Raw genomic sequence first — 24773 nt, 5'->3', positions numbered from 1 at the left:
GGGAAAAGCGTTCGAAGATTGGCGACTTGGCCGGCGCGGCCTTCGCCGACCCGGAAGAAATGGAGAAATTTCGAGCCATGTTCAACGATATGCGCGCCGCGATGGCGGCGCACCATTCCACTTGGCCCTTGGTTTCTATCGACCTTTCCAATCCAGAGTATCGCGCGTCGATCCAGCAATCGCGCGATGCGACTCATCGGTTCATCAACTGGGCCAAGAAGGCACTGACGACCGCCTGACAATCGCATCGGGGGAGCTACGGGGGTTTGAGGATGTTAGCGCATGCCATCTGCCTTCGCTCGTTCGCGCAAGCCCTTCTGTTTGGCACTGACGCACCTCGTCGTTGACGCCCTGCGGTCAGTGGCTACGCGCGAGGAGTTGGTCGGTCTGATGGAAGCCGTCACGCGCGAGATGGGATTTCGGCACTACGCGCTGATCCATCATGATGACCTGCGATCACCCCGATCCGATCTCGTCGATCTCAAAGACTACCCTGCCGCGATCTCTGAACGGCTGGTCGGCGAGCGGCGCTATCGTCGGGACCCCGTCATTCGCGGCTGCATCTTCGCGGACAGTGCTTTCCTCTGGTCCGACCTGCCTCGCCTCATCCAGTTCGACCGTCAGGATCGCGCCAGCTTCGAGCATGGCGAGCGCGCGGGTCTGAACGAGGGGATCACCGTTCCCTATGTCCGCCTCGGCGATCGCATGGGTTCGTGCACCTTCGCCGGAACGCGGCGCCCCGCTCAGGCCTTCCGGTATCTTGGCGCCGCCCAGATGATCGGAATCTTCGCATTCCAATCCGCGAGCCGACTTCTCGCGGCTAGGCCTGTCTTGCCCGCCATCCCGCCGAGACTTCACCCCCGGCCACGCGACTGTGTCGTCCTTGCCGGGCGCGGATATTCTAACAAGGAGATCGCGCGCGCCCTGGCACTGACGCCAAGGACAGTCGACGGTTACCTCACCGAAGCCCGTCGCCTGTTCGATGCCCATGACCGAACCGAGCTAGTGGTTAGCGCAGTGCTCGCTGGTGAGATCGGGCTGCACGAATTGAGGCGTCAACCCGAGTAATCACTCGGTCTATTTCGGGGACCGTCCCGCTGCTTCCTTCGTGCGCGAAACCACGACCGGGAGCACCCCATGATCCATGTCATCGACAACCACCTGGCGCCGGAAAACCGGCCGCTTCTTCAATCCATGTTCGCCGATCGCAAGCGCCTCTTCGTCGACCTGTTCGGCTGGGACGTGCCCGTCGTCGACGGTCGGTACGAGATGGACCAGTTCGACAATACCCATACGATCTACCTGATCGCGGCCGATCATGACGGATCGCACGCGGCATCCATCCGGCTGTTCCCAAGCACCCAGCCGCACATGCTGGATACGCTTTTCCCGCATCTCTGTCCGCTCGGCGTTCCGGCCGACGAACGGACATGGGAAAGTACGCGGCTGTGCCTGCCCCAGCGGCACGGCGCCGAACGCCGCCGCATGCTGCGCAACATGCTCTTCACCGCGATGGTCGATGTCGCACTCGAACGCGGTATCGAGCGCTACACCGGCCTCATCCCCGACCCGTTCAGAAAGGAGGTGCTGGCGATGGGCTGGCGGGCCGAACCGCTCGGCCCCGCCGTGCGGATACCGGGTGGTCCGGTCGGCGCCTTCCTCATCCATGTCGACCGGGAGACGCCCGAACGCCTGCGCTGGACCGGGGTCTATGCCGATCTCGCCGATCGGGTGGCGGCGTGAGCGCCGCCGTCGATCGCCATGCCGGCATGCTCGCGCGCGACGGCTGGTGCGTATTCGGCCGCGCTGTCGAGCCGGGTATGATCGCCGGGATCGAGGCGGATCTCGATCCGCGCTTCGCCGCGACCCCCTTGTGTCAGGGCGCCTTCTACGGCGACCGGACCAGGCGCTTCGCTTCGCTCCTGACTCGCTCTCCCGCGGTCAAGCACCTCGCGATGCATCCGCTCATCCTCGAGATCGTCGAGCAGATGCTCCTGCCATGGTGCGAGCGGATCGCGCTCAATCTCACCCAGGCGATCGAGATCCACCCCGGTGCTCTGCCGCAGCTTCCCCACCGCGATCAGGACATGTGGCAGGGACCGAAGGGTGGCCTCGAATATCTCGTCAACGTCATGTGGCCCTTGGCAACCTTCACCCGCGAAAATGGCGGCACGCGGCTATGGACCGGAAGCCACTTCGACCAGGACGTACCCGTCCTGCCCGAGGAGGAAGCGGTCGTGCCGATCGTTTCTCCGGGTGACGCTCTCATCTTCCTTGGCTCGACCCTGCACGGTGGCGGCGGCAACGCCAGCGCCGCACCGCGGCGGGGCATCGTCATCAGCTACTGCCTCGGCTGGCTGAAGCCGTTCGAGCTGCAATGGCTGGTCTACCCGCCCCAAGTGGCACGCCACTTCTCGCCCGAGCTGGCATCGCTGGTCGGCTACGCCCAGCATCGGCCCAACCTTGGCAATGTCGAAGGGCAATGCCCTTCGATCCTGCTCGGCGACCATGTTCCCGACCATTTGCCGGCGATCGACGCGCTGCGCCCCGATCAGACCGAGGCCGCGGAGATGTTCGTCCGGTCCCAGCTGGGCGAGATGGGCTGAGGCGCGAGCGATGAGCGTGCCAGATCCGGCGGCATATCAAGCCATTGTCCGGTGCGGACGTCCCGCGCTCGCCTGGGAGGTGCTTCGTCGCGATCCCGCCTATCGCGCGGCATATGCGGGACTACCGGCAAGTCGCGATGCGGGCGCGGCGGCCGGCGCCGACTTCGTCGCGCAGTGGGGGCTGCACTTTCGCTGAGAATCCTGCCCAGAGCTGCGCTCATGTTCTGCCCATGTGGTCGGCGGCCGTCGACCCGTGTGTGCTCACGGCCAGGGCAACGCGTAGCTGCGAAAATGGCGCGCCGCTGTTCGATGCGCGATCGGCCTCGGTCCGTTTGGTTCGAGGACCCGGTCTCGAACATCTGGTCATCGACGGCCGCGGCGAGCCGGTCCGGCTAGACGTGTTTGGCGACAGCCTTGACTGCGGACCGGCAACGCTCCGCTTCGAAGTGGCCGACGACGAGCGTTTTGAAGCACAGGTTGCCGCGATCCGGATATTTCGTGGAGCTATCCGACACCGGCGTAACCTCCGTTTGGCTGGCCAGCTTTTCGCTTTGTTGGCTGTGGACGCACGAAATGCCGGCGCGAGCCTACGCGAGACGGCCGACAGCCTGCTTGGCCCGGGCGAATGGCCGGGCGATGGCGAGCACCGGAAGTCACTGGTGCGGCGGCTGGTCTCGTCGGGTGATCGGATGATCCGATCCGGACCGCGCGCCATTTTGGCCCGCTGCTAACTACACGACCGACCCGCCAACACTGGTGTTCTCTCTATGTTCCGTGCTAAGGCATTTGCTGCGAGTCGCAGTTGGAAGGTCCGGCGATGTCCCGTCTTTATGCAGTCATCAGCAGTCCCAATGAGGTTTCGGCGCACTTCGACGCCGAGGCGCCTGTCGATCTGAAGGTGCCGTCGGAAACCGTCGAGGCGTTGCCGGGGCTGGTCGTCTTCGAGAGGAATGGTCAACGCCACCTCCGCTTGATGGACTGGGGCTTTCCCCGCCTGACCCGCGAGATGCGCGAGCGCGGCGATCCTCCCGGTCGGATCGGCCTTGTCGCCGATCTCACCAATCCGCTTTGGGACCAACTGGTCGTTGATCCCAAGTACCGATGCCTGATCCCACTCAGCTATTTCGCGAATCCGAACGGCGATCCAGGCGAGAAGACACGGTCCTGGTTCTCGGTCGACCGGCAGCCGCTGGTCGCATGGGCAGGGTTCTGCCGCAATGTCCCGGACTACGGGCCAGTCTACGCGGGCATGACGATGACAGCCAATTCGGTCGTCGAGCCCTATAATGATCGCATGCCAGTGCTGCTCGACCCGCATGAATATGACCGCTGGCTGCAAGGCTCGATCCAGGACGTGATCGGGTTTCAGTTCCGCGCGCCGCTGGCAGCCGAGCGCACCACGGTCATTCATACCGAGGACCTGTGGCGAAGCGGCAAGCTTCCAGCCAGCATGCAACCTCAACTGGCGTTGCTCTGAGCAGATGCACTCGCGCGATTTGCTGATAAGCTAGCGCGATGTGCAATCTCTACACCGTCCGCAAGAGCGCTGCCGAGGTCGCCGCGCACTTCGGCGTCAGCGACCCGACGCAATCCAATGCTCCCGACGAGGTCTACCCCGGAACACCCGGGATGGTCGTCCGGGAGGATGCGGGCACGCGGATCATGCAGTCCATGGCATGGGGCTTTCCGCTTCGATTGAAGGGAATGTCCCCGACCGCCAAGCCGAAGCCGGTCAACAACATCGCCGACCTCAACAAGCCGATGTGGAAGGGCCTCGCGGCCAAGCCGCAATGGCGCTGCCTGATACCCGTGACGGCGTTCGCCGAGGCGGAAGGACCGAAGGGCTCAAAGACGAGGACCTGGTTCAACGTGAAGGGCCAGCCGATCTTCGCCTGGGCTGGCCTTTGGCGCATCAGCGACGAGTGGGGACCGGTCTATTCGGGTGTCATGACGGACTGCAACGAGGCGATCCGTCCAGTTCATGACCGTATGCCCGTCCTCCTCCACCCTGACGAATACCAGCGCTGGCTCCATGGCAGCTTCGACGATGCGGTGGCCTTCCAGGAGCGTTGCTTTCCTGACGACCTCATCGAGATGACCCGAACGGACGAGTTGTGGGTCAAGCGGAAGCCCGTTGCGGCGCCGGTGGAGAACCTGCTTTGAGGCCCGAGCAGGAGCGCCAGGCCGAGGCGCTCGCCGTCTTGCGGATCCATGGGACGGGCGCGGCGCTCTACGTCGCCGAGCGCATTGGTGCGCTCACGATCGACGGGGATTTTGCTGGCGTCGAGCGCTGGAAACAGATCGCTGCCCGGCTCGAGCCTATGCTGGCAACCTCGCCGACTCTTCAGTGACGGACACCCGCAACAGCACGGACAGCCCGAGCTCGATCGTTGCAATCGCCTGCTGGATGGACCTGCTGGGCTATGGCGGCGCCATCGACAAGGCCGGGTTCGATCCCGCCCATCCGCTGGCGCGCCGGCCGTTGTCGCGCCTCTACGCGTTCCAGCGGGTCGTTTCCAAGAACAGCAGCGGGGGCTTTCCGACGCTGGTGATGAACGACGGCGCCGTCGCCTACAGCAACATCGACAATGTCCGCAGCGACAAGGTCTGGCGCTTCATCGAGCGCTGCTGGACCCTCTACAACGAGGCCACCGCGGTTGACCTGCGGGCCGGCGGGCCGGGCTTGCGCGGAGTGATCGCAGTCGGCCTTCGCGCCAAGGGCAGCAACCGGGGTATCGTCGCGCAGGAGGATGCCCTGACCGCGATCATCGATGCGCTGGCGAGCGGGAAGCTCGATCGCGACGGTGCAGTCGCGGAAGCCCGCAAGGTGCGCAGGGTTTTCGACATCGTGCCCCAGCTGCAGGCCAACTTCGCATTCACGCGTGCCTATGAGGCCGAATCGGCAGGGGCCGCTGGCGGCTTTCCAGGACCTAACCTCTTCCTCGACGAAGCTGTCTTCGCCGACGGACTGCCATCCTGGATTCGAGCAGGGCCATCCGCCCCGTGGCACCCAGCGAAAGCGTCACTCTCGACGTCCTTCGTGCCCCTGATCGAGATCAACTCGGTATTGCCGGAAGCTGCCCGCGCGACATTGCGCACGGGCAGCCAACTGCGAGACGTCCTTCGCTATCCCGGCGGGGGCCAGAAACCAGCCTGAAAATGTCAGGCCGCGCGCTTCCATCGCGGGAACCGGAAATCAACGTCGACCGGCTCCGGCAGCTGACGACGCGAATGGTCGCCCATCACTTTTGACGGCCGTTCGGCAAGGACGCCGGGGTCAGGAAGCCCGTCGCTCAGCATATCGGACCAGACCGTCGCCAGCTCGCGGCGCCGGGGCATGTAGGCGGCGCGGTTATAGGCACCCTCGACCTTCCCCGTCGGAACATGGGCGAGCATGAGGTCGATGACTTGGCGATCGTGATCCTTCCCCTCGCGTTCGGCCCATTCGTTCATGATCGTCGAGAATGCCGCGCGGAAGCCATGGGGGACGTGGTGGCCATGATAGCCGGCGCGGTTGAGCAGGTAGCCAATCGCGTTCTCGCTCATTGGTCGGTGGGTGTGCCGGTTGCTCGGAAACAGGAGCTCGCCCTCGCCGGTCAACGGCCAGAGCGCCCTGAGGACGGCAAGCGCCTGGGCGGTGAGCGGTACGAAGTGATCGCCATTCAGCTCCTCCTTGCGATCGAGGTCGCCTTTCATTCGCCAGGCCGGGATGCGCCACAGCGGCAGCTTGCCGTTCAGGTCCTCGAACTCGTCCCAGCGTGCTCCCCGCAGCTCGCTCGGCCGGACGGCCGTCAAAGCGAGCAGGCGCAGGGCAAGCCGGGTGATCGGGCGGGCATAGTCCTCCTCGGCGGTGATGATCATCCGGCGGAGCGGAACGAGGTCGGTGATGGCAGGCTGGCGGCCCTTGCGCAGTGGCTTCAAAACCTTGCCAAGCTTCTCGGCCGGGTCATCCTTCGTGATGCCTTGGGCAATGCCGTAGACGAACACGGCGGAAATACGTTGGCGGACCCGCTTTGCCGTCTCGATCGATCCTCGCGCCTCGATCTCGCGCAGCACGGCCAGAACGAGCGGCGGCGTGAGCTGGGCGATCGGCAGGCCGCCGATGGTCGGGAAAACGTCGCGCTCCAGGCTGCGGATGATGTCGGCCGCGTGGATCTTGGCCCACTGCGCCTTGGCATTCTCATGCCACTCGCGGGCGACCTTCTCGAATGTCTGCCGGCCGGCCTCAAGGTTAGCCTCGATTTTGAGCTTCTTCACGACCGCGGGGTCGTTGCCCTTGCAAAGCGCCCCATGCGCCTCGTCGCGCTTGGCTCTAGCATCGGCGAGTGAAACGGCGGGATAGGCGCCGAAGGCCATGCTCTTCTGCTTGCCGTCATAATAATAGTTCCAGCGCCAGAGCTTGCCGCCGCTGGGGGTCACCAGCAGGAACAGGCGGTTGGCGTCGACGAGCTTGTAGGATTTGGGGCGCGGCTTGGCCGTGCGGACCTTGGCATCGGTGAGCATCTTTGGTCTCCTGAAAGTACCACGATTTTCGACCGCGCGTGCCACGATTTCGCCCCTCCGATTCGATGGATGGGCATGGACGGGCACGGACGGCCGAGGCCGAACCGGTCTGCTAAGCGTCGGTAATCAGGAGGAAAAAGTCCATCCCAGTGGTCTTCTGCGGACCCTTGTGGAATGGTCCGTGGCGGAGCGGGAGGGATTCGAACCCTCGATACGCTTTTGGCGTATACTCACTTTCCAGGCGAGCGCCTTCGACCACTCGGCCACCGCTCCGCACCTTCGCTGGAAGGGAGGGTCACTAGCTGGTGGAGCCGGGTTTCGCAAGGCGTGCGGGCGTGCCATCGTCCTAGGATGAAATCTCACCTGCGAGCCGCCCTGCTGCTGTCTCCGCTGCTGGCGATTGGCGCCGCGCCGCCGAGGGCGGCGACGCCGGGCGAGGTCGTGGCGCTGGCGCCGGCGGAGGCCTGGGCAACGGTTCCCGCCGCGGATCTGCTGGTGCTTGATCTCGACACCGGCCAGCGCGTCGTGATCGCACTGGCCCCTGCCTTTGCGCCAGTGCACATCGCCAACATCAAGCTGCTGACCCGATCCGGCTGGTTCGACGGGATCACGATCAACCGGGTCCAGGACAATTATGTCACCCAATGGGGCGATGTGACCGAGAACAAGGCCATGCCGGCCGGCATCGTCGCCAATCCTCCGCCTGAATATGAGCGTTCATCGGCGGGGCTCGCTTTCCGGCCGATGGGCTATCGCGATGCCTATGCGGCCCAGACCGGCCATGCGGGCGGCTGGACGGTCGCGAGCGACGGCCGGCTGGCCTGGCTGACCCATTGCTATGGCATGGTGGGGGTCGGCCGCAATCTTGCGCCCGATACCGGGACCGGCGCCGAACTCTACGCAGTGATCGGCCATGGGCCGCGCCATCTGGATCGCAACATCGCGCTGGTCGGGCGGGTGCTGTCGGGCATGGACGCGCTCGCCGCGCTACCGCGTGGTACCGAAGCGCTCGGGGTCTACCGGGAAGGGGCGGCGCGGCCGGCGATCAGGATCGCGCGACTGGTGGCGGACATGCCCGCCGCCGATCGGCCCGGCTACGAAGTGATGCGCAGCGATGCGCCGAGCTTCAGGCAATGGCTGGCCGCGCGGGCGGATCGCAAGGACGACTTCTTCATCCGCCCCGCGGGCGCAATCGACATCTGTAATGCGATGCCGCCCGTCCGACCGGTGAAGCGCTGAAGGAACCATGGCCACCAACCAGCGGGTAAAAAGGAAAGGGCCCGGCGATCGCTCGCCAGGCCCTTCTTGTTCGAGCAGGTTGGCGCGGACTTAGAAGTCCATGCCGCCCATGCCGCCCATGCCGCCCATGCCGCCGCCGGGCATGCCGACCGGGGACTTGTCCTCGGGCAGTTCCGCGATCGTCGCTTCGGTGGTGATGAGCAGGCCGGCGACCGAGGCCGAGTCCTGAAGCGCGGTACGAACGACCTTGGTCGGGTCGATCACGCCGGCGGCGACCAGGTTCTCGTAGACGTCGGTCGAGGCGTTGAAGCCCTTGGTCTCGTCATTCTCGCGCAGCAGGTTGCCCGCGACGACGGCGCCGTCGAAGCCTGCATTCTGCGCGATCTGGCGCACCGGAGCCTGGATCGCCTTGCGGATGATGTCGATGCCGCGGGTCTGGTCGTCGTTAATGCCCTTCAGGCCTTCGAGGGCCTTGGTGGCATAGAGCAGAGCCGTGCCGCCGCCGGGGACAATGCCCTCTTCGACAGCCGCGCGGGTCGCATGCAGCGCGTCGTCGACGCGATCCTTGCGCTCCTTGACCTCTACCTCGGTCGAGCCGCCGACCTTGATCACGGCAACGCCGCCGGCGAGCTTGGCAAGGCGCTCCTGGAGCTTCTCCTTGTCATAGTCGCTGGTGGTGTTCTCGATCTGGCGGCGGATCGCATCGACGCGGCCCTTGATCGCATCAGACGCACCGGCACCATCGACGATGGTGGTGTTGTCCTTGTCGATCGTGACGCGCTTGGCGGTGCCGAGCATGCCGATCGTGACGCTCTCGAGCTTGATGCCGAGATCTTCCGAGATCATCTCGCCGCTGGTCAGGATCGCGATGTCCTCGAGCATCGCCTTGCGGCGATCGCCGAAGCCAGGCGCCTTGACGGCTGCGACCTTGAGGCCGCCGCGCAGCTTGTTGACGACGAGCGTGGCAAGCGCCTCACCCTCGATGTCCTCGGCGATGATCAGGAGCGGACGGCCCGACTGCACCACGGCCTCGAGGATCGGCAGCATCGACTGCAGGTTCGACAGCTTCTTCTCGTGGATCAGGATGTACGGATCGTTGAGCTCGACCACCATCTTCTCGGGATTGGTGATGAAGTAAGGAGACAGGTAGCCGCGGTCGAACTGCATGCCCTCGACGACGTCGAGCTCGAAATCGAGACCCTTGGCTTCCTCGACGGTGATCACGCCTTCCTTGCCGACGCGCTCCATCGCTTCGGCGATCTTCTGGCCCACGACGGTATCGCCATTGGCCGAGATGATGCCGACCTGGGCGACTTCATTGGTGCCGGCAACCGGCTTCGAACGGGCCTTGAGGTCCTCGACGACCTTGATCACGGCGAGATCGATGCCGCGCTTCAGGTCCATCGGGTTCATACCGGCCGCGACCGACTTCATGCCTTCGCGCACGATCGCCTGGGCCAGCACGGTGGCGGTGGTGGTGCCGTCGCCGGCGACGTCGTTGGTCTTCGAAGCGACTTCGCGGACCATCTGCGCGCCCATGTTCTCGAACTTGTCCTTGAGTTCGATTTCCTTGGCGACGGTGACGCCGTCCTTGGTGATGCGGGGGGCGCCGAACGACTTGTCGATAACGACGTTGCGGCCCTTCGGCCCCAGCGTGACCTTCACCGCGTCGGCGAGGATGTCGACGCCGCGCAGAATGCGCTCACGAGCGTCGCGCGAAAACTTGACGTCTTTCGCTGCCATGATGTGTGTTCCTTCTCTCTATCGCGTGATCCCAGCGAACACTGGGGTCTCGGTTCCTTCCGCCTCCCGAAAAGGGAGATTCCAGCATCGGCTGGAATGACGGATTATGTTTTGGGTAGCAGGGCCTTCTTGGCGGTCGGCGTCAGCCGACGATGCCCAGAATGTCCGACTCTTTCATGATCAGCAGGTCTTCGCCGTCGATCTTGACCTCGGTGCCCGACCATTTGCCGAACAGGATCTTGTCGCCGGCCTTGACGTCGAGGGGCGTGATCTTGCCATCATCGGCCTTCGCGCCACCGCCAACTGCGACGACCTCGCCCTCCTGGGGCTTTTCCTTGGCGCTGTCGGGGATGATGATCCCGCCGGCAGTCTTTTCCTCGGCTTCGACGCGGCGAACGAGCACGCGATCGTGCAGCGGACGGAAACTCATGTGCTTCACCCTTTCCTTACATTTTTCGGCAGCGGCGGGTCTGGCCCGCAACCGAATCTGTCAGTTCGAAATCTTTAGCACTCACCCGTGTTGAGTGCTAGCGGCCATATGTGACGCAGCCGGAAAGCTGTCAAGGATTCCCCTGCGCGATTTTTATTGCGGCTGTGCGACGCGCCGCCTTCCCGCGGACCCCGCCGACACGATATGGGGGAGGCACTTAAACGATATAAGCCGCTGATGCCGAAACTGATCCCGTTCAAGACCCCATCGATCGCTTTCGGCCTGGGGCTCGCCTCTGCGCTGGGCTTTGCGCCGCTCAACTGGTGGTTTGCGACGCTGCTCTGCCTTGCCGGGCTGATGTGGCAATTGCTGAACGCACCGCGAATCCGGAGCGCTGCCTTGATCGGCTGGTGTTTCGGCGTGGGCCATTTCACCTTCGGCAACAACTGGATCGCGACAGCCTTCACCTATCAGCAATCGATGCCCCACTGGCTGGGATGGGTCGCGGTGTTCCTGCTCGCGCTTTACCTGGCGGTCTTCCCGCTGCTGGCGGCGGTGCTCGCGAAAGCGCTTCACCGCCTGCCTTTCCTTCTCGCGCTGCGCCGCCATCGTGCGCGGGAGGCGGCCCGCCGCAGGAAGCTCAAGGCGCTGATCCCCGAAGGCATGGAGAGCCCGTCGATGGCGCCGCCGGTGCCGGAGCCGAGTCCCTACGCGTTCATCCCGCTGTTCGCCGGCAGCTGGGTCATCTGCGAATATCTGCGCAGCATCGCCTTCACCGGTTTCGCCTGGAATCCGCTTGCCGCGATCATGGTTGCCCCCGGCAGCGCCGAACCGGCATGGATGGGGCTGACCCGGCTCGTCGGTACCTACGGGCTGTCGGGATTCATGATTTTGTTGTCGGGTATCTGGCTGCTGGCGGTGCTGCCCGGCACCAAGCGGCTGCGTTGGCAGCGGGTCGGCTGGGCGTTGCTGGTGGCGATGCTTGCCCAGATCCTGTCGGCGTGGATGTTGCGGCCGGTCCCGCCGCGCGCAGCGCCCCGGATCGTCGTGATTCAGCCCAACATCAACCAGAACGAGAAATGGGATACCAGGCTCCAGCAGGCCAATTTCGACCGGCTGAGCCATCTGACCGGCAAGGCCGCTGCGGGCGCGGAGCCGCGGCTGGTGCTCTGGCCAGAGGCCGCGACTGCCGACTTCCTCGAGTTCGACCCGAAGGCAAGAGCCCGGATCGCCGCGCTGCTGGGACCCAAGGATGTGATCCTGCTCGGCGGTGATGCGCTGATCTTCAACAAGGCAGGCGACTTGGCCGGTGCGCGCAACAGCCTGTTCGGCCTGAACGCTGCAGGGGACATTATCGGCCGTTACGACAAGGCCCACCTCGTTCCCTATGGCGAATATCTGCCGGCCCGCCCGATCCTGTCGGCGATCGGGCTGTCGCGGCTGGTCCCGGGGGACGTCGATTTCTGGCCAGGACCGGGGCCTGCCACGCTCGCGGTGCCGGGCTTCGGCCGTGCCGGCATCCAGATCTGCTACGAGATCATCTTCTCGGGCCAGGTCGTCGACGCCGCCGATCGGCCCGACTTCCTGTTCAATCCGTCCAACGACGCCTGGTTCGGCCGCTGGGGCCCGCCGCAGCATCTAGCCCAGGCGCGGCTGCGCGCGGCGGAGGAGGGGATGCCGATCATCCGCTCCACGCCGACCGGTATTTCGGCGGTGATCGATGCCGACGGGCGGCTTCTCGAGAGCCTGCCATGGCGCAAGGCCGGCGCGATCCGGACGGCTCTGCCGTCGCCGCACGCAGCGACGCCTTTCGCACGGTTCGGCAACCTGCTGCCGACCCTGTTCGCGCTGCTGCTGATCGCAGGCGGAATTGCCATCGCGACGAAGCCGCGCTAAGCAACATATAACGAAGTCTTTATATCCTTATGTCCGTTTTGCCCCTATCGGGTGGCGATCATATCAGAGGGTCGGTCAGCACCAATGCGCAGCAACTATCTCTTCACGTCCGAAAGCGTTTCCGAGGGTCATCCCGACAAGGTCGCGGACCAGATCTCCGATGCGATCGTCGACCTGTTCCTATCGAAGGACCCCGAGGCGCGCATCGCCTGCGAAACGCTGACGACGACCCAGCTGGTCGTGTTGGCGGGCGAGATCCGCTGTAAAGGCGTCTACGAAGACGGCGCCTGGGCGCCCGGCGCGCAGGACGAGATCGAGCAGGCGGTACGCCAGACGGTCAAGCGGATCGGCTATGAGCAGGACGGTTTCCACTGGCAGAGCTTCGCCTTCCACAACAATCTCCACGCCCAGTCGGCGCACATCGCGCAGGGCGTCGATGCCAGCGGCAACAAGGACGAGGGCGCAGGCGACCAGGGCATCATGTTCGGCTTCGCCTGCGACGAGACCCCGGACCTGATGCCGGCGACGCTCTATTACAGCCACAAGATCCTCGAGCGGATGGCGACCGATCGCCACTCGGGTGCGGCCTCCTTCCTGGAGCCCGACGCCAAGAGCCAGGTCACCCTGCGCTTCGAGAATGGCAAGCCGGTCGCCGCCACCGCGATCGTCGTGTCGACCCAGCATGGCAAGGGCTATGACGAGGGCGCCAACGAGGCGGAACTCAAGGCCTATGTGAAGAAGGTGGTGGCCGATATCCTGCCCGCCGAGCTGCTCTCGGATGAAACCGTCTATCACATCAACCCGACYGGCMGCTTCGAGATCGGCGGGCCCGACGGCGAYGCCGGCCTAACCGGCCGCAAGATCATCGTCGACACCTATGGCGGTGCCGCCCCCCATGGCGGCGGTGCGTTCAGCGGCAAGGATCCAACCAAGGTCGATCGTTCGGCCGCCTATATCACTCGTTATCTGGCGAAGAATATCGTCGCCGCCGGCCTTGCCCGGCGCTGCACGATCCAGCTGGCCTATGCGATCGGCGTGTCCGAGCCGCTGTCGCTCTATGTCGACACCCACGGAACCTGCGCCGCTGGCGTCACCGACGCCGCTATCGAGCGCGCGATCACGGGCATCAAGGAACTGGGCGGCCTCACCCCGCGCGGCATCCGCACCCATCTCGGCCTCAACAAGCCGATCTATGCGAAGACCGCAGCTTATGGCCATTTTGGCCGAAAGCCCGAGGGCGACTTCTTTCCGTGGGAGAAGACCGACCTCGCCGACAAGCTGAAGGCGGCCTTGGCCTGATCATCGGATTTTCCCGTCATCCCGGCGTCGGCTTGGGCTGAGATCCGTCCGGCACGCCTGCCGTGCAGGGACGATCCGGCGCCTGGGTGTGCAGGATGTTCGATGACCTTGCGCAAAGCGCTGGCGTTACGAGCGTCTGTGCGGCTAGGGATCCGCGGATGGCCCACGGGAAACAAGCCCATGTCTGATCTGGCAGCGTTCCTGCGGGCCTGGGCGAAGGATCCGCTCGGCATAGCGGCGGTCGCCCCTTCGGGCGCCCCGCTCGCCCGGCTGATCACCGCCGAGATCCGGCCCGACATGGCGCCGGTGATCGAACTGGGCCCCGGCACGGGCGTGTTCACGAAGGCGCTGCTCGCCCGCGGCCTGCGCCAGTCCGATCTCATCCTGATCGAATATGAGGCTGATTTCGCGCGCCTGCTTGCCCATCGCTTTCCCCAGGCAACGGTGCTGCGAGGCGATGCCGCCCGGGTTCGCAAGCATCGCGCACTGCTCGACGACGATCTTGCGGGCGCCACGGTGTCGGGCCTGCCGATCCTCAACATGAACGCGCGCCAGCAGATGATGATCATGCGCGGCTGTTTCGATCTGATGCGCCCGGGCGGCCGCTTCTTCCAGTTCACCTACAGCCCGATCAGCCCGATCCGCCGGCCCGTGCTCGAACGCCTGGGGCTCAAGGCGCGCCGGCTGTCGAGCACGCTGCGCAACCTTCCCCCCGCCGCCGTCTATGAGATCAGCCGTCGCGATGAATGACCCGCTTTCGATCCGCCGCCTCTATGGCCGGCGGCAAGGCCACAAGCTGCGCCCAGGCCAGGCCGAACTGGTCGAGCGGCTGCTGCCGGAGATCTCCGTTCCTGGGACGGGCGATCTTGATGCCGCAACGCTGTTCGGCGATCAGCGCCCGCTCGAGCTCGAGATCGGCTTTGGCAAGGCGGAGCATATCGCCTGGCAGGCCGCACAGCGGCCCGATCATGGATTCATTGGCTGCGAGCCGTTTCTGGACGGCGTGGTAGGTGCCTTGGTCAAGGTCGACGAGCTGGACCTTGACAATATTCGCCTCCACATGGGCGATGCCATCGACGTGCTCGAGCGCCTGCCCGACGCATCGCTGGAGCGGGCGTGGCTGCTGCACCCAGATCCCTGGCCCAAGGGGCGCCACGCCAAGCGCCGCTTCATGAACGCCGGGCCAATCGGCCTGATCGCGCGCAAGATGAAGCCGGGCGGCGAGTTCCGCTTCGGCACGGATCATCCGGTCTATGTCCGCTGGGCGATGATGGTGATGGATCAGTCGCCAGACTTCGAATGGCTCGGCGAACGGCCCGGCGATTTCCTGGTTCGCCCCGATGACTGGCCCGAAACCCGATATGAGGCCAAGGCGCGCAGCAAGGGCCACGAGGTCTGGTACTTCCGTTACCGGCGTATCTAGGACAACCGCTTAGCGCATATTTTCTATTATTATCAATTACTTAATATGAATCGCGCTGCCGCATGCCGCCGCCTATTTCCGTTTCGTGATTGCTTTTCTGTACATGAGGTTCGTCATGGCCACCGGAAAAATCACGAAGCAGACCCTCGACGCGCTTCAGGCAGGCGGTGTTACCGGCTTCCTTTAAGATGACGAACTGAAGGGCTTCGGGTTGAAGATCAGCGCGGGCGGTTCGCGCGTCGTACGTCGTCAAGTTTTGTATGGGCAGCCGGGAGGCGAAGACGCGTCGTTACACGATCGGCGGTCACGGCTAGCCCTGATCGCCCTTCACCGCTCGCGGGGAAGCGACGAGGCTCCTGCGCCTTGTCGATCAGGGCATCGACCCGATCGAAGCCAATAAACAGCGCCGCCGCGACGCTGTCGATCTGGCGTTTTCAAACTACGCTGACCGGTTGCAGCAAGCGGCAAGGGCAAAGGATGGTTGACGCTCGTAACGCGATCGCTGCAGCTTCATGTCAGACCGGTGCTGAGGGACACGGCCCTCATCACTCGTGCCCGATGTCGGGAGTTGATCGAGGTTTGCGCTGGCTACACCCGAGCGGGCGGACTCGGCCGCATTATACCAATAGCGCAACAATGGTGTCCGACCAGCTTGCTTGACAGCTCATTCCATCACCAATAGCCTCGCCATCAGATGAACGGCCTGGTATATATTATACCGAAGCAAATCATAATATCAGTGTCGCGTGTGGTCTAGTATTTTAGCTGGAGATATCAGTTAATTTTGACCTTTTGACGTCCAGTTTCACATGATATTTATACAACGACAATTCTGGAATAATAACGGGGGCGTGTTGTGTCTTACAGATTCAAGGGTATTCTCAGTGCGGCTGCATCTGCCGTATCCGTAATGGCGCTTCTTCCTTCCGCGGCTCGAGCGGAGGAGAGCCCCGCCGAGGCGCAGGCCGAGCAGCCAAAGGCTGCTGAAGGCGGTACGGAAATCGGCGAGATCATCGTCACCGCACAGCACCGCGCGCAACGCCTCCAGGATGTCGGCATCTCGATCAGCGCCGTGAGCGGCCTGCAGCTGGCCCGGCTCGGCGTCACGAGCAGCATCGACATCGGCCGGATCACGCCCGGCGTCCACGTTTCGGGCAACTTCGGTGGCCAGACCGCTCAATATACCATCCGCGGCGTCACCCAGAACGACTTCAGCGACGTGCTCGAAGGCCCGGTCGCGGTCTACTTCGACGATGGCTACATCGGCAGCCTCAGCGGTCAGATTTTCGGCACCTTCGACCTTGAGCGGGTGGAAATCCTGAAGGGGCCGCAGGGCACCCTGTTCGGACGCAATGCGACCGGCGGTCTGGTCCATTTCATTCCGCGCAAGCCGACCGACCAGTTGTCGATCAACGCGAATGCGACCTACGGCAGGTTCGATCAGACCCGCTTCGAAGCCGGCATTGGCGGTCCCCTGGCGGAAGGGCTGACGGCGCGCGTCTCGGCCGTGTACAACCGCCAGGATCCGATCTTCAAGAACGTCTATCCGGCTGGAACCAGCACGCCCGGTACGGTGCCTGCCCGCTGCTGTGAGGATACTTGGAACGACAACACGCTTGGCGGACGGTTGCAGCTCCAGTACGAAACGGGTGACTGGAAGGTCAGGCTGCAGGGTTCGGCCCTGCGCAGCATCGCGTCGACCAGCCCGTACAAGTCCTTCCCCGCGGCGCCGGTGTTCAACAGCGACGGGCAATTGATCGATACGATCAGGCTTCCCGAAACGTCCCCGGTTCTGGGCGCCATTCAGCAGCCGCGCGATAATAACCACATCTCCCAGGTGCTGGCCCTGGATGACCGCAACAGGCTACATACTTATAACACGGCTCTGCACATCGACGGATCGATCGGTGCGGTCGATGTGGCCCTGATCACCGACTGGAAGCAGTTGAAGAAGTCATTCTTGACTGACACCGCACTGGTGCCGGTAAACTTCCTGGCCGTCGCCAGCGATGCGAACACCAAGCAGTTTTCGCAGGAACTCCGGCTGTCCGGAAAAAGTGACAGCCTGAATTGGAGTGCAGGCGCCTATTACCTGAACATCAATGCCAAGGACGCCAGCGGGTTTCTTATTCCCCAGGGTTCGATCCTGGCCGTACCTCTTACCGGATCTCCCAACGGCGCGGACCTGATCAACTTCAATCGGCTCAAGACGCAGTCCTTCTCGCTGTTCTCCCAGGTCGAGTGGAAATTCGCCCCACAGCTGACTCTGGTTGCCGGCGGACGCATCATCTTTGAACATCAGAGCTATTTCTACCGTTCGGCACTGATCCGGAATGATCGCGACTATTACATCGACAACGTCGAGCTGGCTGCGCTGCCGGCCTATCAGAAGGCCGATGGCACGATAGTTACCGATCCTTATCGCAACAGCCGCAAAAACACGCTGTGGGCTGGCAAGCTCCAGCTCGAATATCGCCCGAATTCCGATACCCTCGTGTATGCCGGCGTCAATCGCGGCGTGAAGGGCGGGGCCTACAACGCCAAGTACCAGGACGGCACCCTCCCGCTGCTCGAATCGCAGATGGGCTATCGCCCTGAAACGCTGTTGTCCTACGAGGGTGGCGTGAAGGCGACCTTGGCGAACGGCGCCGTTGTCGCCAACGCTGCGGCGTTCTATTATGACTACAAGAACTACCAGGCGTTCCTGTTCATAAACTCGTCGGGTCTCGTCACGAACAGCCCGGCGACCAACTACGGCATCGAAGCAAGCCTCCAGATCAAGCCGACGGATAGGCTTGTGGTCAACCTTGGAGGGTCCATCTTCCGGCCCAAGGTGAAGGGCGTTGTCACAGCGCCCGCCACCGCGACCGCTCCGGCCATTATCAAGAACACCGAGCCAGCCTTCGCGCCGCGCGAGCAGGCCTCGGCGATGGTGAGCTGGACACCGCCGATCGCCAACGATGCGTTCACGCTGTCGGCCAATGCCAACTACACCGGCCGGTTCTTCAACAACCTGCGCAACTTCACCGGGGAAGTCACGAAAGGCTATTGGCTCACGGGGGCCAGTGCCGAATGGGAGATCAGTTCGGGTTTCACGGCAGCTGCGGCACTCGACAATATCTTCGACAAGCGGGTCAATGTGATCGGCTTCGATCTCGCGACCTTCTGCGGCTGCATGCATGAATCCTACAATCGTCCGAGGACCTGGAGAGTATCGCTTCGCTACGAAATGTAAGGAACGAGATGTTCCCACTTCGGTGGGTGGCGTGCCAAGGCTTGATGGGCAAGGCTCATCAAGCCTTGGTCATGCCCATGTGGGACTTGCGAGATTGCAGGGCTTGATGCCCAGCATCTCGGAGTCCTGCAGTAGGAACTGCTTTTAAAACTTAGAGCGACGGCACCAATGATGAATTCTGATGTGCCGCGCTTCGATGAGAATGGTCTAGGAGACTGACCGTGCGAACAGTGACGTCCTTTTGCAGAACTTGTACCGCTGGCTGCGGCACGAAGCTGACCATCGATGATCAGGACCGGATCGTCAGCATTCGCGGTGATCACGACAATGCGATGAGCCGCGGCTATGCCTGTTTCAAAGGGCTGCACAGCCACGAAGCGCAATACAGCCCCGAACGCCTGCTCCATCCCCTGAAGCGCCAGCCCGACGGGACCTTCGAGCGCATTTCCATCGAGCAGGCGCTGGACGAGATTGCCGAGAAGATGCGGCATATCATGGACCGGGACGGTCCCGAGGCGCTTGGCCTGTTCATCGGCAACGGCGCGAACTTCAACTCCGCCGCCTTCTCGATCCACTTGCCGTTCATGCAGGCGCTGGGATCGCGGCACTTCTTCACCACCAATACGCTCGACCAGTCCGCCAAGATGATTACCTATGAGCGCATGGGCTTCTGGGCGGCTGGCCCGCAACGCTTCGATACCGCCGATGTGATGATGGTCTTCGGGAGCAATCCCCTGGTGTCGCACGCATCGCTCAACTTCCTGATGTCCGATCCGGTGCGCACGATGAAGGCTGCGCGGGCGCGGGGCATGAAGCTGATCGTCATCGACCCCCGGCTGACCGAAACCGCGCGCTATGCCGACATCCACCTCCAGCCGATCCCGGGGCACGACGCGACGATCGCCGCGGGCATGATCCGCATGATCCTGGCGGAAGGCTGGGAGGACAAGGAGTTCTGCGAGCGCTATGTCGGCCCCGAGGGCATGGCCGCGCTGCGCGAGGCTGTCGAGCCTTTTAACGAGGACATGGTGACGCACCGCGCCGGACTGCCCGAGGGCCAGCTGCGCGCGGCCACCGAGATGTTCGCACGCGATTCGAAGCGCGGGCCGGTCTCGACCGGAACGGGCAACAATTTCGGGCCGCACTCGAACGTGGCCCAGCACCTGGCAGACGCCATGAACGTCGTGTGCGGTCGCTTCCTGCGCGAGGGGGACACCACTCTCGTCGAAATGCTCAGCCCCGAGGCGCCGATCTATCCCGAGGTGATCCCGCCCTCGCGCACGTGGGAGCATGTCCCGCCGGGCCGCATCCGCGGCGTGGGCACGCTGCTCAACCGCGAGGAAATGAGCGGCGCGCTTCCCGACGAAATCCTGACCCCGGGCAAGGGGCAGATCCGCGGCCTGCTGATCCAGGGCGGCAACCCGGTTCTTGCCATTCCGGGCCAGAAGAAAGTCGTCGAGGCGATGAAGTCGCTGGAACTGTCGGTGATGATCGATCCGTTCATGCACCAGACCTCGCAATACTGCGACTACATTCTGCCGCCGAAGATGCCCTACGAGCGGGCGGACCTGCCGCTGACCATTCCCACCATCGTGTTCACCAACATCAACTGGATCCAGTATACGCCGCCGGTCGTGCCGCCGCCCGCCGGGTCCGAACTGGTCGAGGACTGGCAGGTCTATACCGGCATCGCCAAGCGGCTCGGGCTGGAGATCGAATATAATCACACGACCAAGATCGACCTCGACACGGTGACTACTGACGACCTGATCGCCATTCGCGCCGCCGATGGCCGCGTGAAGCTTGACGAAATGAAGAAGTACCCGAGCGGTAACTCCTTCCCGTTCGCGTCCGAACGGGTCGCCGCCCCTCGGCCTGAAGGCACGGCCAAGTTCGACGTGATGCCTGCCGACGTGAGGGCCGAGCTCGACGAGGCGCTGGCATACGACATCACGCCCGACAACATCGTCAGCAAGGGCAAGAAGTTCACCCACCTCGTCAGCTGCCGCCGGATGCGCCACATGTTTAACAGCGTCGGCACGATCGGCATGCCGAGTGTCCGCGCCAAGGCGAAGTTCAATCCGGCCTACATCCATCCCCAGGACATGGCTGACCTGGGCCTGGAAAACGGCGACCACGTCGAAGTCGAATCCGATGTCGGCAAGATCACCGCGATCGCCGAGGCGGACGAGACGATGCGTCCGGGCGTGATCTCGATCCCGCACGGCTTCGGTCCGGCCAACGGTGAGATGGACGAGGAAGGCGGGGTCTCCATCGGGGCTCTTATCGTCGCCGATCAGTTCTATCAGCACATCAACGCCATCCCACGGATGACCGCCATTCCGGTGAATATCCGTCGATTGAACAGCAGGATGGTCGGGCACCAAGCTGCGGAGGTGGAATGATCAGCGCCTGACGTGTTCTCGCAATTGGTGATGATCAGACGCTGGATGCGATCGAGGATCCGTCCGTTGGCCAGGAATGCAGTGCTATGAAAATTGCTCCTCCCAGTAGGTCGGCGCAAATCGCATCCGGCCGCCTGACGGATCCGAGCGGTCGACGGTTTGAATATCTCCGGCTGTCGCTGACCGACATGTGCAATTTCCGTTGCACCTACTGCCTGCCCAATGGCTATCGCAAGGCGGCGGGGCGCACGCATGACCTGTCGCCTGACGAAATCGTGCGGGCGGTAGCGGCCTTCGCCCGGCTCGGCTTGTGGAAGGTCCGACTGACCGGCGGAGAGCCCACCATCCGTGCCGAGTTTTCCGAAATAGCACGTCGGGTGGCGGCGGTGCCCGGCATTCGCCGCGTCGCGATGACCACCAACGGCTACCGCCTGGCTGATCATGCCGCGGAATGGCGCGCAGCCGGCGTAAGTGCGATCAACGTCAGCATAGATTCGCTCGATCCCGCGCGTTTTGCAGCGATCACCGGGCATGACCGGCTCGATGAGGTCTTGCGTGGCGTGGATGCGGCCCGGGTCGCCGGGTTCGATTCGATCAAGCTCAACGCGGTGCTGATGCGCGGCGTCAACGATGACGAGTTGGAATCGATCATCGACTTCATTCGCGAACAGGACCTGTCCCTGCGTTTCATCGAGGTGATGCGCACGAATGACAACGCGCCTTTCTTCCAGACCCGTCACGTAGCCGGTCAGACGGTGATCGACGCGCTGTTGCGGGCGGGCTGGACACGCTTGCCGCGCGTGCCGGGAGCAGGCCCCGCGGTGGAATTCGCCCACGCCGCTGCGAAGGGGCGGATCGGCATCATCGCACCTTATGCGCAGGATTTCTGCGCCACTTGCAACCGGCTCCGGCTGTCGGCCGAGGGCAAGCTGCACCTGTGCCTGTTCGGCGATGGCGGGCTGGACCTGCGTCCGCTCCTCCAGGCCGATGGGCAGATCGATGAACTAGTCGAGCGGATCGTGGCGCTGACCGCGCTGAAGGCGCCGGCGCATCGCCTCCACGATGGCAACAGCGGCGCCACCCCGCACCTCGCCTCGATCGGCGGCTGAGCCGCGGACGATGGGAGGGCCGGTGCCTGTGGTGGTCGAACTGTACCGCAGGCTGGCCGATCCCTGCCGGCCAGCGGTCGACATCGCCATTCCTGCCGCAGGCATCAACCGACAGCACGATCGCGTGCGCTGGCGTCGAGACATAGAGCCGGACGACATCGTGAAGCTTCTCGGCAAAGGCCTTATCATTGAAGCTTCCGTTTCGATCAATCCACTAGCTGCAATGGTCAATCAGCCTCGGCCATGGCGACGGGAAGATTCGTTTTCAGGACGGAAATAAACCGCTCTACCTTGGGAGAGAGGTGCCGTTTGTCCGGGTAGACCGCCCAGATCGGCATGTCCCGGGGCAGGAACTCTTCCAGCACGGGCACCAGTCGGCGCGACTGAAGGGCGTCGTCGAGGTAGTGTTTTGGCAACTGGCAGATGCCCATGCCGTCAAGCGCTGCTTCCAGGACTGCATTGCCAGTGTTACAGCTCCATACCGGGCGGGGGCGATATGCGATATCCTCGCCGTTTTGAAAAAACCGCCACTCGGACGCAGTGCCCAGCAAGCAATCATGCTCGTCCAGGTCAGAAATCCTCTCCGGCCTCCCTCTCCGCGCCAGATAGGCTGGCGAGGCGCAGGTGCGGGCCTGTCGTGAAGCAATTTTTGCCGCAATCAGGCTGGAAGACGGGAGACGTCCCGTGCGTATTGCCAGGTCATACCCTTCGCTGACAAGGTCCAGCACGCGGTTCGTCAGATTTAGGGAGACCGTCAACTGGCGGTACTGCATGGCGAACTGACGAGCAATCGGAGCGATGAAACGCTCGCCCAGCGCAACGCAACAGGTGATCCGCAGATCGCCCCGCGGCTCGCCCTGATCGCGCACGAGCGCAACAGCTTCGTCTCTTTCTTGTACCAGGCGAACACAATAGCCGAGGAACGTTTGCCCGGACGGAGACAAGATGACCGAGCGGGTGGTGCGATGAAGGAGTCGTGTCCCGAGCCGATCCTCTAGGCCAGCGATGGCTCGGCTCATGTGCGTGCGTGACGCCCCGATCGCCGCGGCACCGGCGCTAAAGGAGCCGGTCCGCGCAACTGCCACGAATTCCTCTATGCCGTCCCAGTTAGCCATCGAATCGCGCCCAGATCAAGGTTCAACGTGGTTCAACTCGAATACTTAATGGTAACGGCAGCATCATGCCAGACGAATTGGGACTGAGAGGACACGTGCGCGAACGGCCCACCGTGGGTCTTGCCCTTGCCTCTCAGCCGCCGCGCTCGGCGGCGACCAACCTCATGGCCTGCCCGTCGCAGATGCTGCACCACCTGGCGACTGCCGTACCAGGGGCAGTTCAGGAAGGTCGCCGCCAGCGCACGCGATCGTGCTGTCGGTTGATGAAAAGAGCCAGATCCAGGCGCTCAATCCCAGCGTTCGCTGCTCTAGCGCCACTTGTCAGATGCTGAATATTTCGGACAACGTCAAAGACCTCCGTGCTAAGCGGCAACTGTCCTGCCCCACGGCTGGATCGACTTGGGCAGCTCCGATTTCAGGAGCGACACAAAGCCACGGACCTTCGGCGAAAGATGCCGCTTGTCAGGATAAACGGCCCATATCGGTTCAGCTGGAGAAAGGTACTGTTTGAGCACTGGTCTGAGCAGGCCGCGGTCAAGGGCTTCGCTGAGATAGAAATCCGGAAGCTGGCAAATGCCCATATCTTCCAGGGCCGCGTCGAGAACGGCTTGGCCGTTGTTGCAGCTCCATGCTGGTTGGGGCCGGTACAATACGGCTTGGCCTGCATCGGTAAAATGCCACGTCGCCGACGAACCGACCAGGCAGGTATGCTGGTCGAGATCCTTGACGGTTTCAGGGCTGCCGAACTGGTCGACGTAGGCAGGGGTCGCGCACGTGTGGAATTGGCGCGAGGCGATCCGGGTGGCGATAAGATTGGAAGTAGACAACTCGCCAGTGCGGATCGCCAGGTCGTAGCCTTCGTCGATTAGGTCAACGACCCGGTTCGACAGGTCGAGGAACAGGCGCAGCTGCGGGTGCTGCACGGCAAACCGCCGCGCGATCGGAGCAATAAAGCGCTCGCCCAAGGCGATCGAGCAGGTGACGCGCAGTACACYGCGCGGTTCGCCTTGCTCGCGTACCAGCGCCAAGGCCTCGTCGCGCTCGTGGATGAGGCGGGTGCAGTGATCGAGAAAGACACGACCTGTGGCCGATAGAGTCACCGTCCGCGTGGTTCGATGGAGCAGGCGTGCTTTCAGGCGATCTTCTAGCCTAGCCACCGCCCGGCTCATGTGTGTGCGTGACACCCCGAGCGCGGCCGCACCTTCGATGAATGAACCAGTGCGAGCCACCGCCACAAATTCATCAATACCGTCCCAGCCATCCACTCCGATTGGTTCCTATATGGTGCAATGCATTTCAATTACCCCTCTTAATTGCGTTGATGGCTTTATGCTAGGCCCGCGCGACCAGAACAGGAGAAGCCATGAAGACCCGTGCCGCCGTTGCGTTCGAGGCGAAGAAACCCCTGGAAATCGTCGAAGTGGACCTTGAGGGGCCGAAGGCCGGCGAGGTTCTGGTCGAGATCATGGCGACGGGCATCTGCCACACCGACGCCTATACGCTGGACGGCTTCGACAGCGAGGGCATCTTCCCCTCGATCCTCGGCCATGAAGGCGCCGGCATCGTGCGCGAGGTCGGTCCCGGCGTCACCTCGGTGAAGCCGGGCGATCATGTCATCCCGCTCTACACCCCCGAATGCCGCCAGTGTAAGTCGTGCCTTTCGGGCAAGACCAATTTGTGCACCGCGATCCGTGCGACCCAGGGACAGGGATTGATGCCGGACGGCACCAGCCGCTTCAGCTACAAGGGCCAGCCGATCTTCCATTATAT

25 protein-coding genes, 1 tRNA gene and 1 pseudogene are annotated in these 24773 nt (G+C 63.4%); 19 read left to right on the top strand and 8 right to left on the bottom strand.

Going from position 1 to position 24773, the window contains the following annotated elements; all coding sequences use genetic code 11:
- Positions 1–26 precede the first annotated feature (26 nt).
- From AC1DPF_RS11090 to AC1DPF_RS11045, 10 genes are all read left to right on the top strand, one after another.
- Positions 27–239 (top strand): hypothetical protein, encoded by a 213-nt coding sequence (locus AC1DPF_RS11090; protein WP_477961277.1) that lies wholly within the window; start codon positions 27–29, stop codon positions 237–239.
- Between the two features lie 121 nt (positions 240–360).
- Positions 361–1068, top strand: coding sequence for a LuxR family transcriptional regulator (locus AC1DPF_RS11085; protein WP_477961276.1), 708 nt, complete (start codon positions 361–363; stop codon positions 1066–1068).
- Positions 1069–1137: 69 nt separating this feature from the next.
- Positions 1138–1743 carry an acyl-homoserine-lactone synthase gene (locus tag AC1DPF_RS11080; RefSeq protein WP_477961274.1) on the top strand — a complete coding sequence of 202 codons (606 nt, stop codon included), beginning with the start codon at positions 1138–1140 and terminating at the stop codon, positions 1741–1743.
- A 26-nt stretch (positions 1744–1769) separates the two neighbouring features.
- Positions 1770–2606, top strand: coding sequence for a phytanoyl-CoA dioxygenase family protein (locus tag AC1DPF_RS11075; protein ID WP_477961485.1), 837 nt, complete (start codon positions 1770–1772; stop codon positions 2604–2606).
- Between the two features lie 10 nt (positions 2607–2616).
- Complete coding sequence (locus AC1DPF_RS11070) at positions 2617–2802, top strand: transcriptional regulator domain-containing protein (RefSeq protein ID WP_477961271.1); 186 nt, start codon at positions 2617–2619, stop codon at positions 2800–2802.
- A 250-nt stretch (positions 2803–3052) separates the two neighbouring features.
- Positions 3053–3337: a DNA -binding domain-containing protein gene (locus AC1DPF_RS11065; protein WP_477961483.1), complete on the top strand. Its 285-nt coding sequence runs from the start codon at positions 3053–3055 to the stop codon at positions 3335–3337.
- 86 nt (positions 3338–3423) lie between these two features.
- Entirely contained in the window at positions 3424–4083 is a 660-nt protein-coding gene (locus tag AC1DPF_RS11060) for an SOS response-associated peptidase family protein (RefSeq protein WP_477961269.1), read from the top strand.
- A gap of 38 nt (positions 4084–4121) precedes the next feature.
- Entirely contained in the window at positions 4122–4769 is a 648-nt protein-coding gene (locus AC1DPF_RS11055; protein WP_477961267.1) for an SOS response-associated peptidase, read from the top strand.
- Positions 4766–4957, top strand: coding sequence for a DUF6961 family protein (locus tag AC1DPF_RS11050; protein ID WP_477961265.1), 192 nt, complete (start codon positions 4766–4768; stop codon positions 4955–4957). Before AC1DPF_RS11055 ends, AC1DPF_RS11050 begins: the two co-directional genes overlap by 4 nt.
- Positions 4954–5763 carry a hypothetical protein gene (locus AC1DPF_RS11045; protein WP_477961263.1) on the top strand — a complete coding sequence of 270 codons (810 nt, stop codon included), beginning with the start codon at positions 4954–4956 and terminating at the stop codon, positions 5761–5763. The genes AC1DPF_RS11050 and AC1DPF_RS11045 overlap by 4 nt, the downstream gene beginning before the upstream one ends.
- Before the next feature lie 5 nt (positions 5764–5768).
- Here AC1DPF_RS11045 and AC1DPF_RS11040 read toward each other — a convergent pair whose 3' ends face one another.
- The gene (locus AC1DPF_RS11040; RefSeq protein WP_477961261.1) at positions 5769–7109 is read right to left on the bottom strand and encodes a tyrosine-type recombinase/integrase; all 1341 of its coding nucleotides are present in this window, start codon (positions 7107–7109) and stop codon (positions 5769–5771) included.
- 182 nt (positions 7110–7291) lie between these two features.
- Positions 7292–7382: transfer RNA gene (locus AC1DPF_RS11035), tRNA-Ser, on the bottom strand.
- A gap of 78 nt (positions 7383–7460) precedes the next feature.
- Here AC1DPF_RS11035 and AC1DPF_RS11030 point away from each other — a divergent pair.
- Entirely contained in the window at positions 7461–8348 is an 888-nt protein-coding gene (locus tag AC1DPF_RS11030; protein WP_477961260.1) for a peptidylprolyl isomerase, read from the top strand.
- Between the two features lie 90 nt (positions 8349–8438).
- Here AC1DPF_RS11030 and groL read toward each other — a convergent pair whose 3' ends face one another.
- A complete protein-coding gene (gene groL, locus AC1DPF_RS11025; RefSeq protein WP_477872983.1) occupies positions 8439–10091 on the bottom strand; it encodes a chaperonin GroEL in 1653 nt (550 codons plus the stop codon).
- Between the two features lie 142 nt (positions 10092–10233).
- On the bottom strand, positions 10234–10521 hold the full coding sequence (gene groES, locus AC1DPF_RS11020; RefSeq protein ID WP_340317808.1) for a co-chaperone GroES: 288 nt from the start codon (positions 10519–10521) through the stop codon (positions 10234–10236).
- A 237-nt stretch (positions 10522–10758) separates the two neighbouring features.
- Here groES and lnt point away from each other — a divergent pair, with 237 nt between their 5' ends.
- The 4 genes from lnt (at position 10759) to trmB (ending at position 15139) form a co-directional block, all read left to right on the top strand.
- Complete coding sequence (lnt, locus tag AC1DPF_RS11015) at positions 10759–12417, top strand: apolipoprotein N-acyltransferase (RefSeq protein WP_477872981.1); 1659 nt, start codon at positions 10759–10761, stop codon at positions 12415–12417.
- Positions 12418–12501: 84 nt separating this feature from the next.
- Positions 12502–13716, top strand: coding sequence for a methionine adenosyltransferase (gene metK, locus AC1DPF_RS11010; RefSeq protein WP_477961258.1), 1215 nt, complete (start codon positions 12502–12504; stop codon positions 13714–13716).
- A gap of 180 nt (positions 13717–13896) precedes the next feature.
- Positions 13897–14466, top strand: coding sequence for a class I SAM-dependent methyltransferase (locus tag AC1DPF_RS11005; protein ID WP_477872977.1), 570 nt, complete (start codon positions 13897–13899; stop codon positions 14464–14466).
- A complete protein-coding gene (gene trmB, locus AC1DPF_RS11000) occupies positions 14459–15139 on the top strand; it encodes a tRNA (guanine(46)-N(7))-methyltransferase TrmB (RefSeq protein ID WP_477872975.1) in 681 nt (226 codons plus the stop codon). Before AC1DPF_RS11005 ends, trmB begins: the two co-directional genes overlap by 8 nt.
- A 40-nt stretch (positions 15140–15179) precedes the next feature.
- Here the strand turns inward: trmB and AC1DPF_RS10995 are convergent, their stop codons facing one another.
- Positions 15180–15392: a hypothetical protein gene (locus AC1DPF_RS10995; RefSeq protein WP_477872973.1), complete on the bottom strand. Its 213-nt coding sequence runs from the start codon at positions 15390–15392 to the stop codon at positions 15180–15182.
- 657 nt (positions 15393–16049) lie between these two features.
- Between AC1DPF_RS10995 and AC1DPF_RS10990 the strand changes: the two genes are divergently transcribed.
- The 3 genes from AC1DPF_RS10990 to moaA all read left to right on the top strand — a co-directional run bounded on the left by AC1DPF_RS10990 (position 16050) and on the right by moaA (position 21888).
- Positions 16050–18374 (top strand): TonB-dependent receptor, encoded by a 2325-nt coding sequence (locus AC1DPF_RS10990; RefSeq protein WP_477961255.1) that lies wholly within the window; start codon positions 16050–16052, stop codon positions 18372–18374.
- Between the two features lie 221 nt (positions 18375–18595).
- Positions 18596–20779, top strand: a complete 2184-nt coding sequence (locus AC1DPF_RS10985; RefSeq protein WP_477961253.1) for a molybdopterin-containing oxidoreductase family protein — start codon at positions 18596–18598, stop codon at positions 20777–20779.
- A gap of 86 nt (positions 20780–20865) precedes the next feature.
- Positions 20866–21888, top strand: a complete 1023-nt coding sequence (gene moaA / locus AC1DPF_RS10980) for a GTP 3',8-cyclase MoaA (RefSeq protein WP_477961251.1) — start codon at positions 20866–20868, stop codon at positions 21886–21888.
- 58 nt (positions 21889–21946) lie between these two features.
- Here the strand turns inward: moaA and AC1DPF_RS10975 are convergent.
- From AC1DPF_RS10975 to AC1DPF_RS10965, 3 genes and pseudogenes are all read right to left on the bottom strand, one after another.
- Positions 21947–22078 (bottom strand): annotated as a pseudogene (locus AC1DPF_RS10975) (IS630 family transposase); the annotation flags it as partial.
- 37 nt (positions 22079–22115) lie between these two features.
- The gene (locus AC1DPF_RS10970) at positions 22116–23003 is read right to left on the bottom strand and encodes a LysR family transcriptional regulator (protein WP_477961249.1); all 888 of its coding nucleotides are present in this window, start codon (positions 23001–23003) and stop codon (positions 22116–22118) included.
- 362 nt (positions 23004–23365) lie between these two features.
- Entirely contained in the window at positions 23366–24268 is a 903-nt protein-coding gene (locus AC1DPF_RS10965) for a LysR family transcriptional regulator (protein ID WP_477961247.1), read from the bottom strand.
- 98 nt (positions 24269–24366) lie between these two features.
- Here AC1DPF_RS10965 and AC1DPF_RS10960 point away from each other — a divergent pair.
- Positions 24367–24773: alcohol dehydrogenase catalytic domain-containing protein (locus tag AC1DPF_RS10960; RefSeq protein ID WP_477961245.1), on the top strand; the 407-nt coding region annotated here is incomplete at its 3' end.

Source organism: Rhizorhabdus sp. P4_G6 (genome assembly GCF_056401045.1).
The sequence above is the reverse complement of the archived record's forward strand: the minus strand, read 5'-3'. Positions and strand labels throughout refer to the sequence as shown.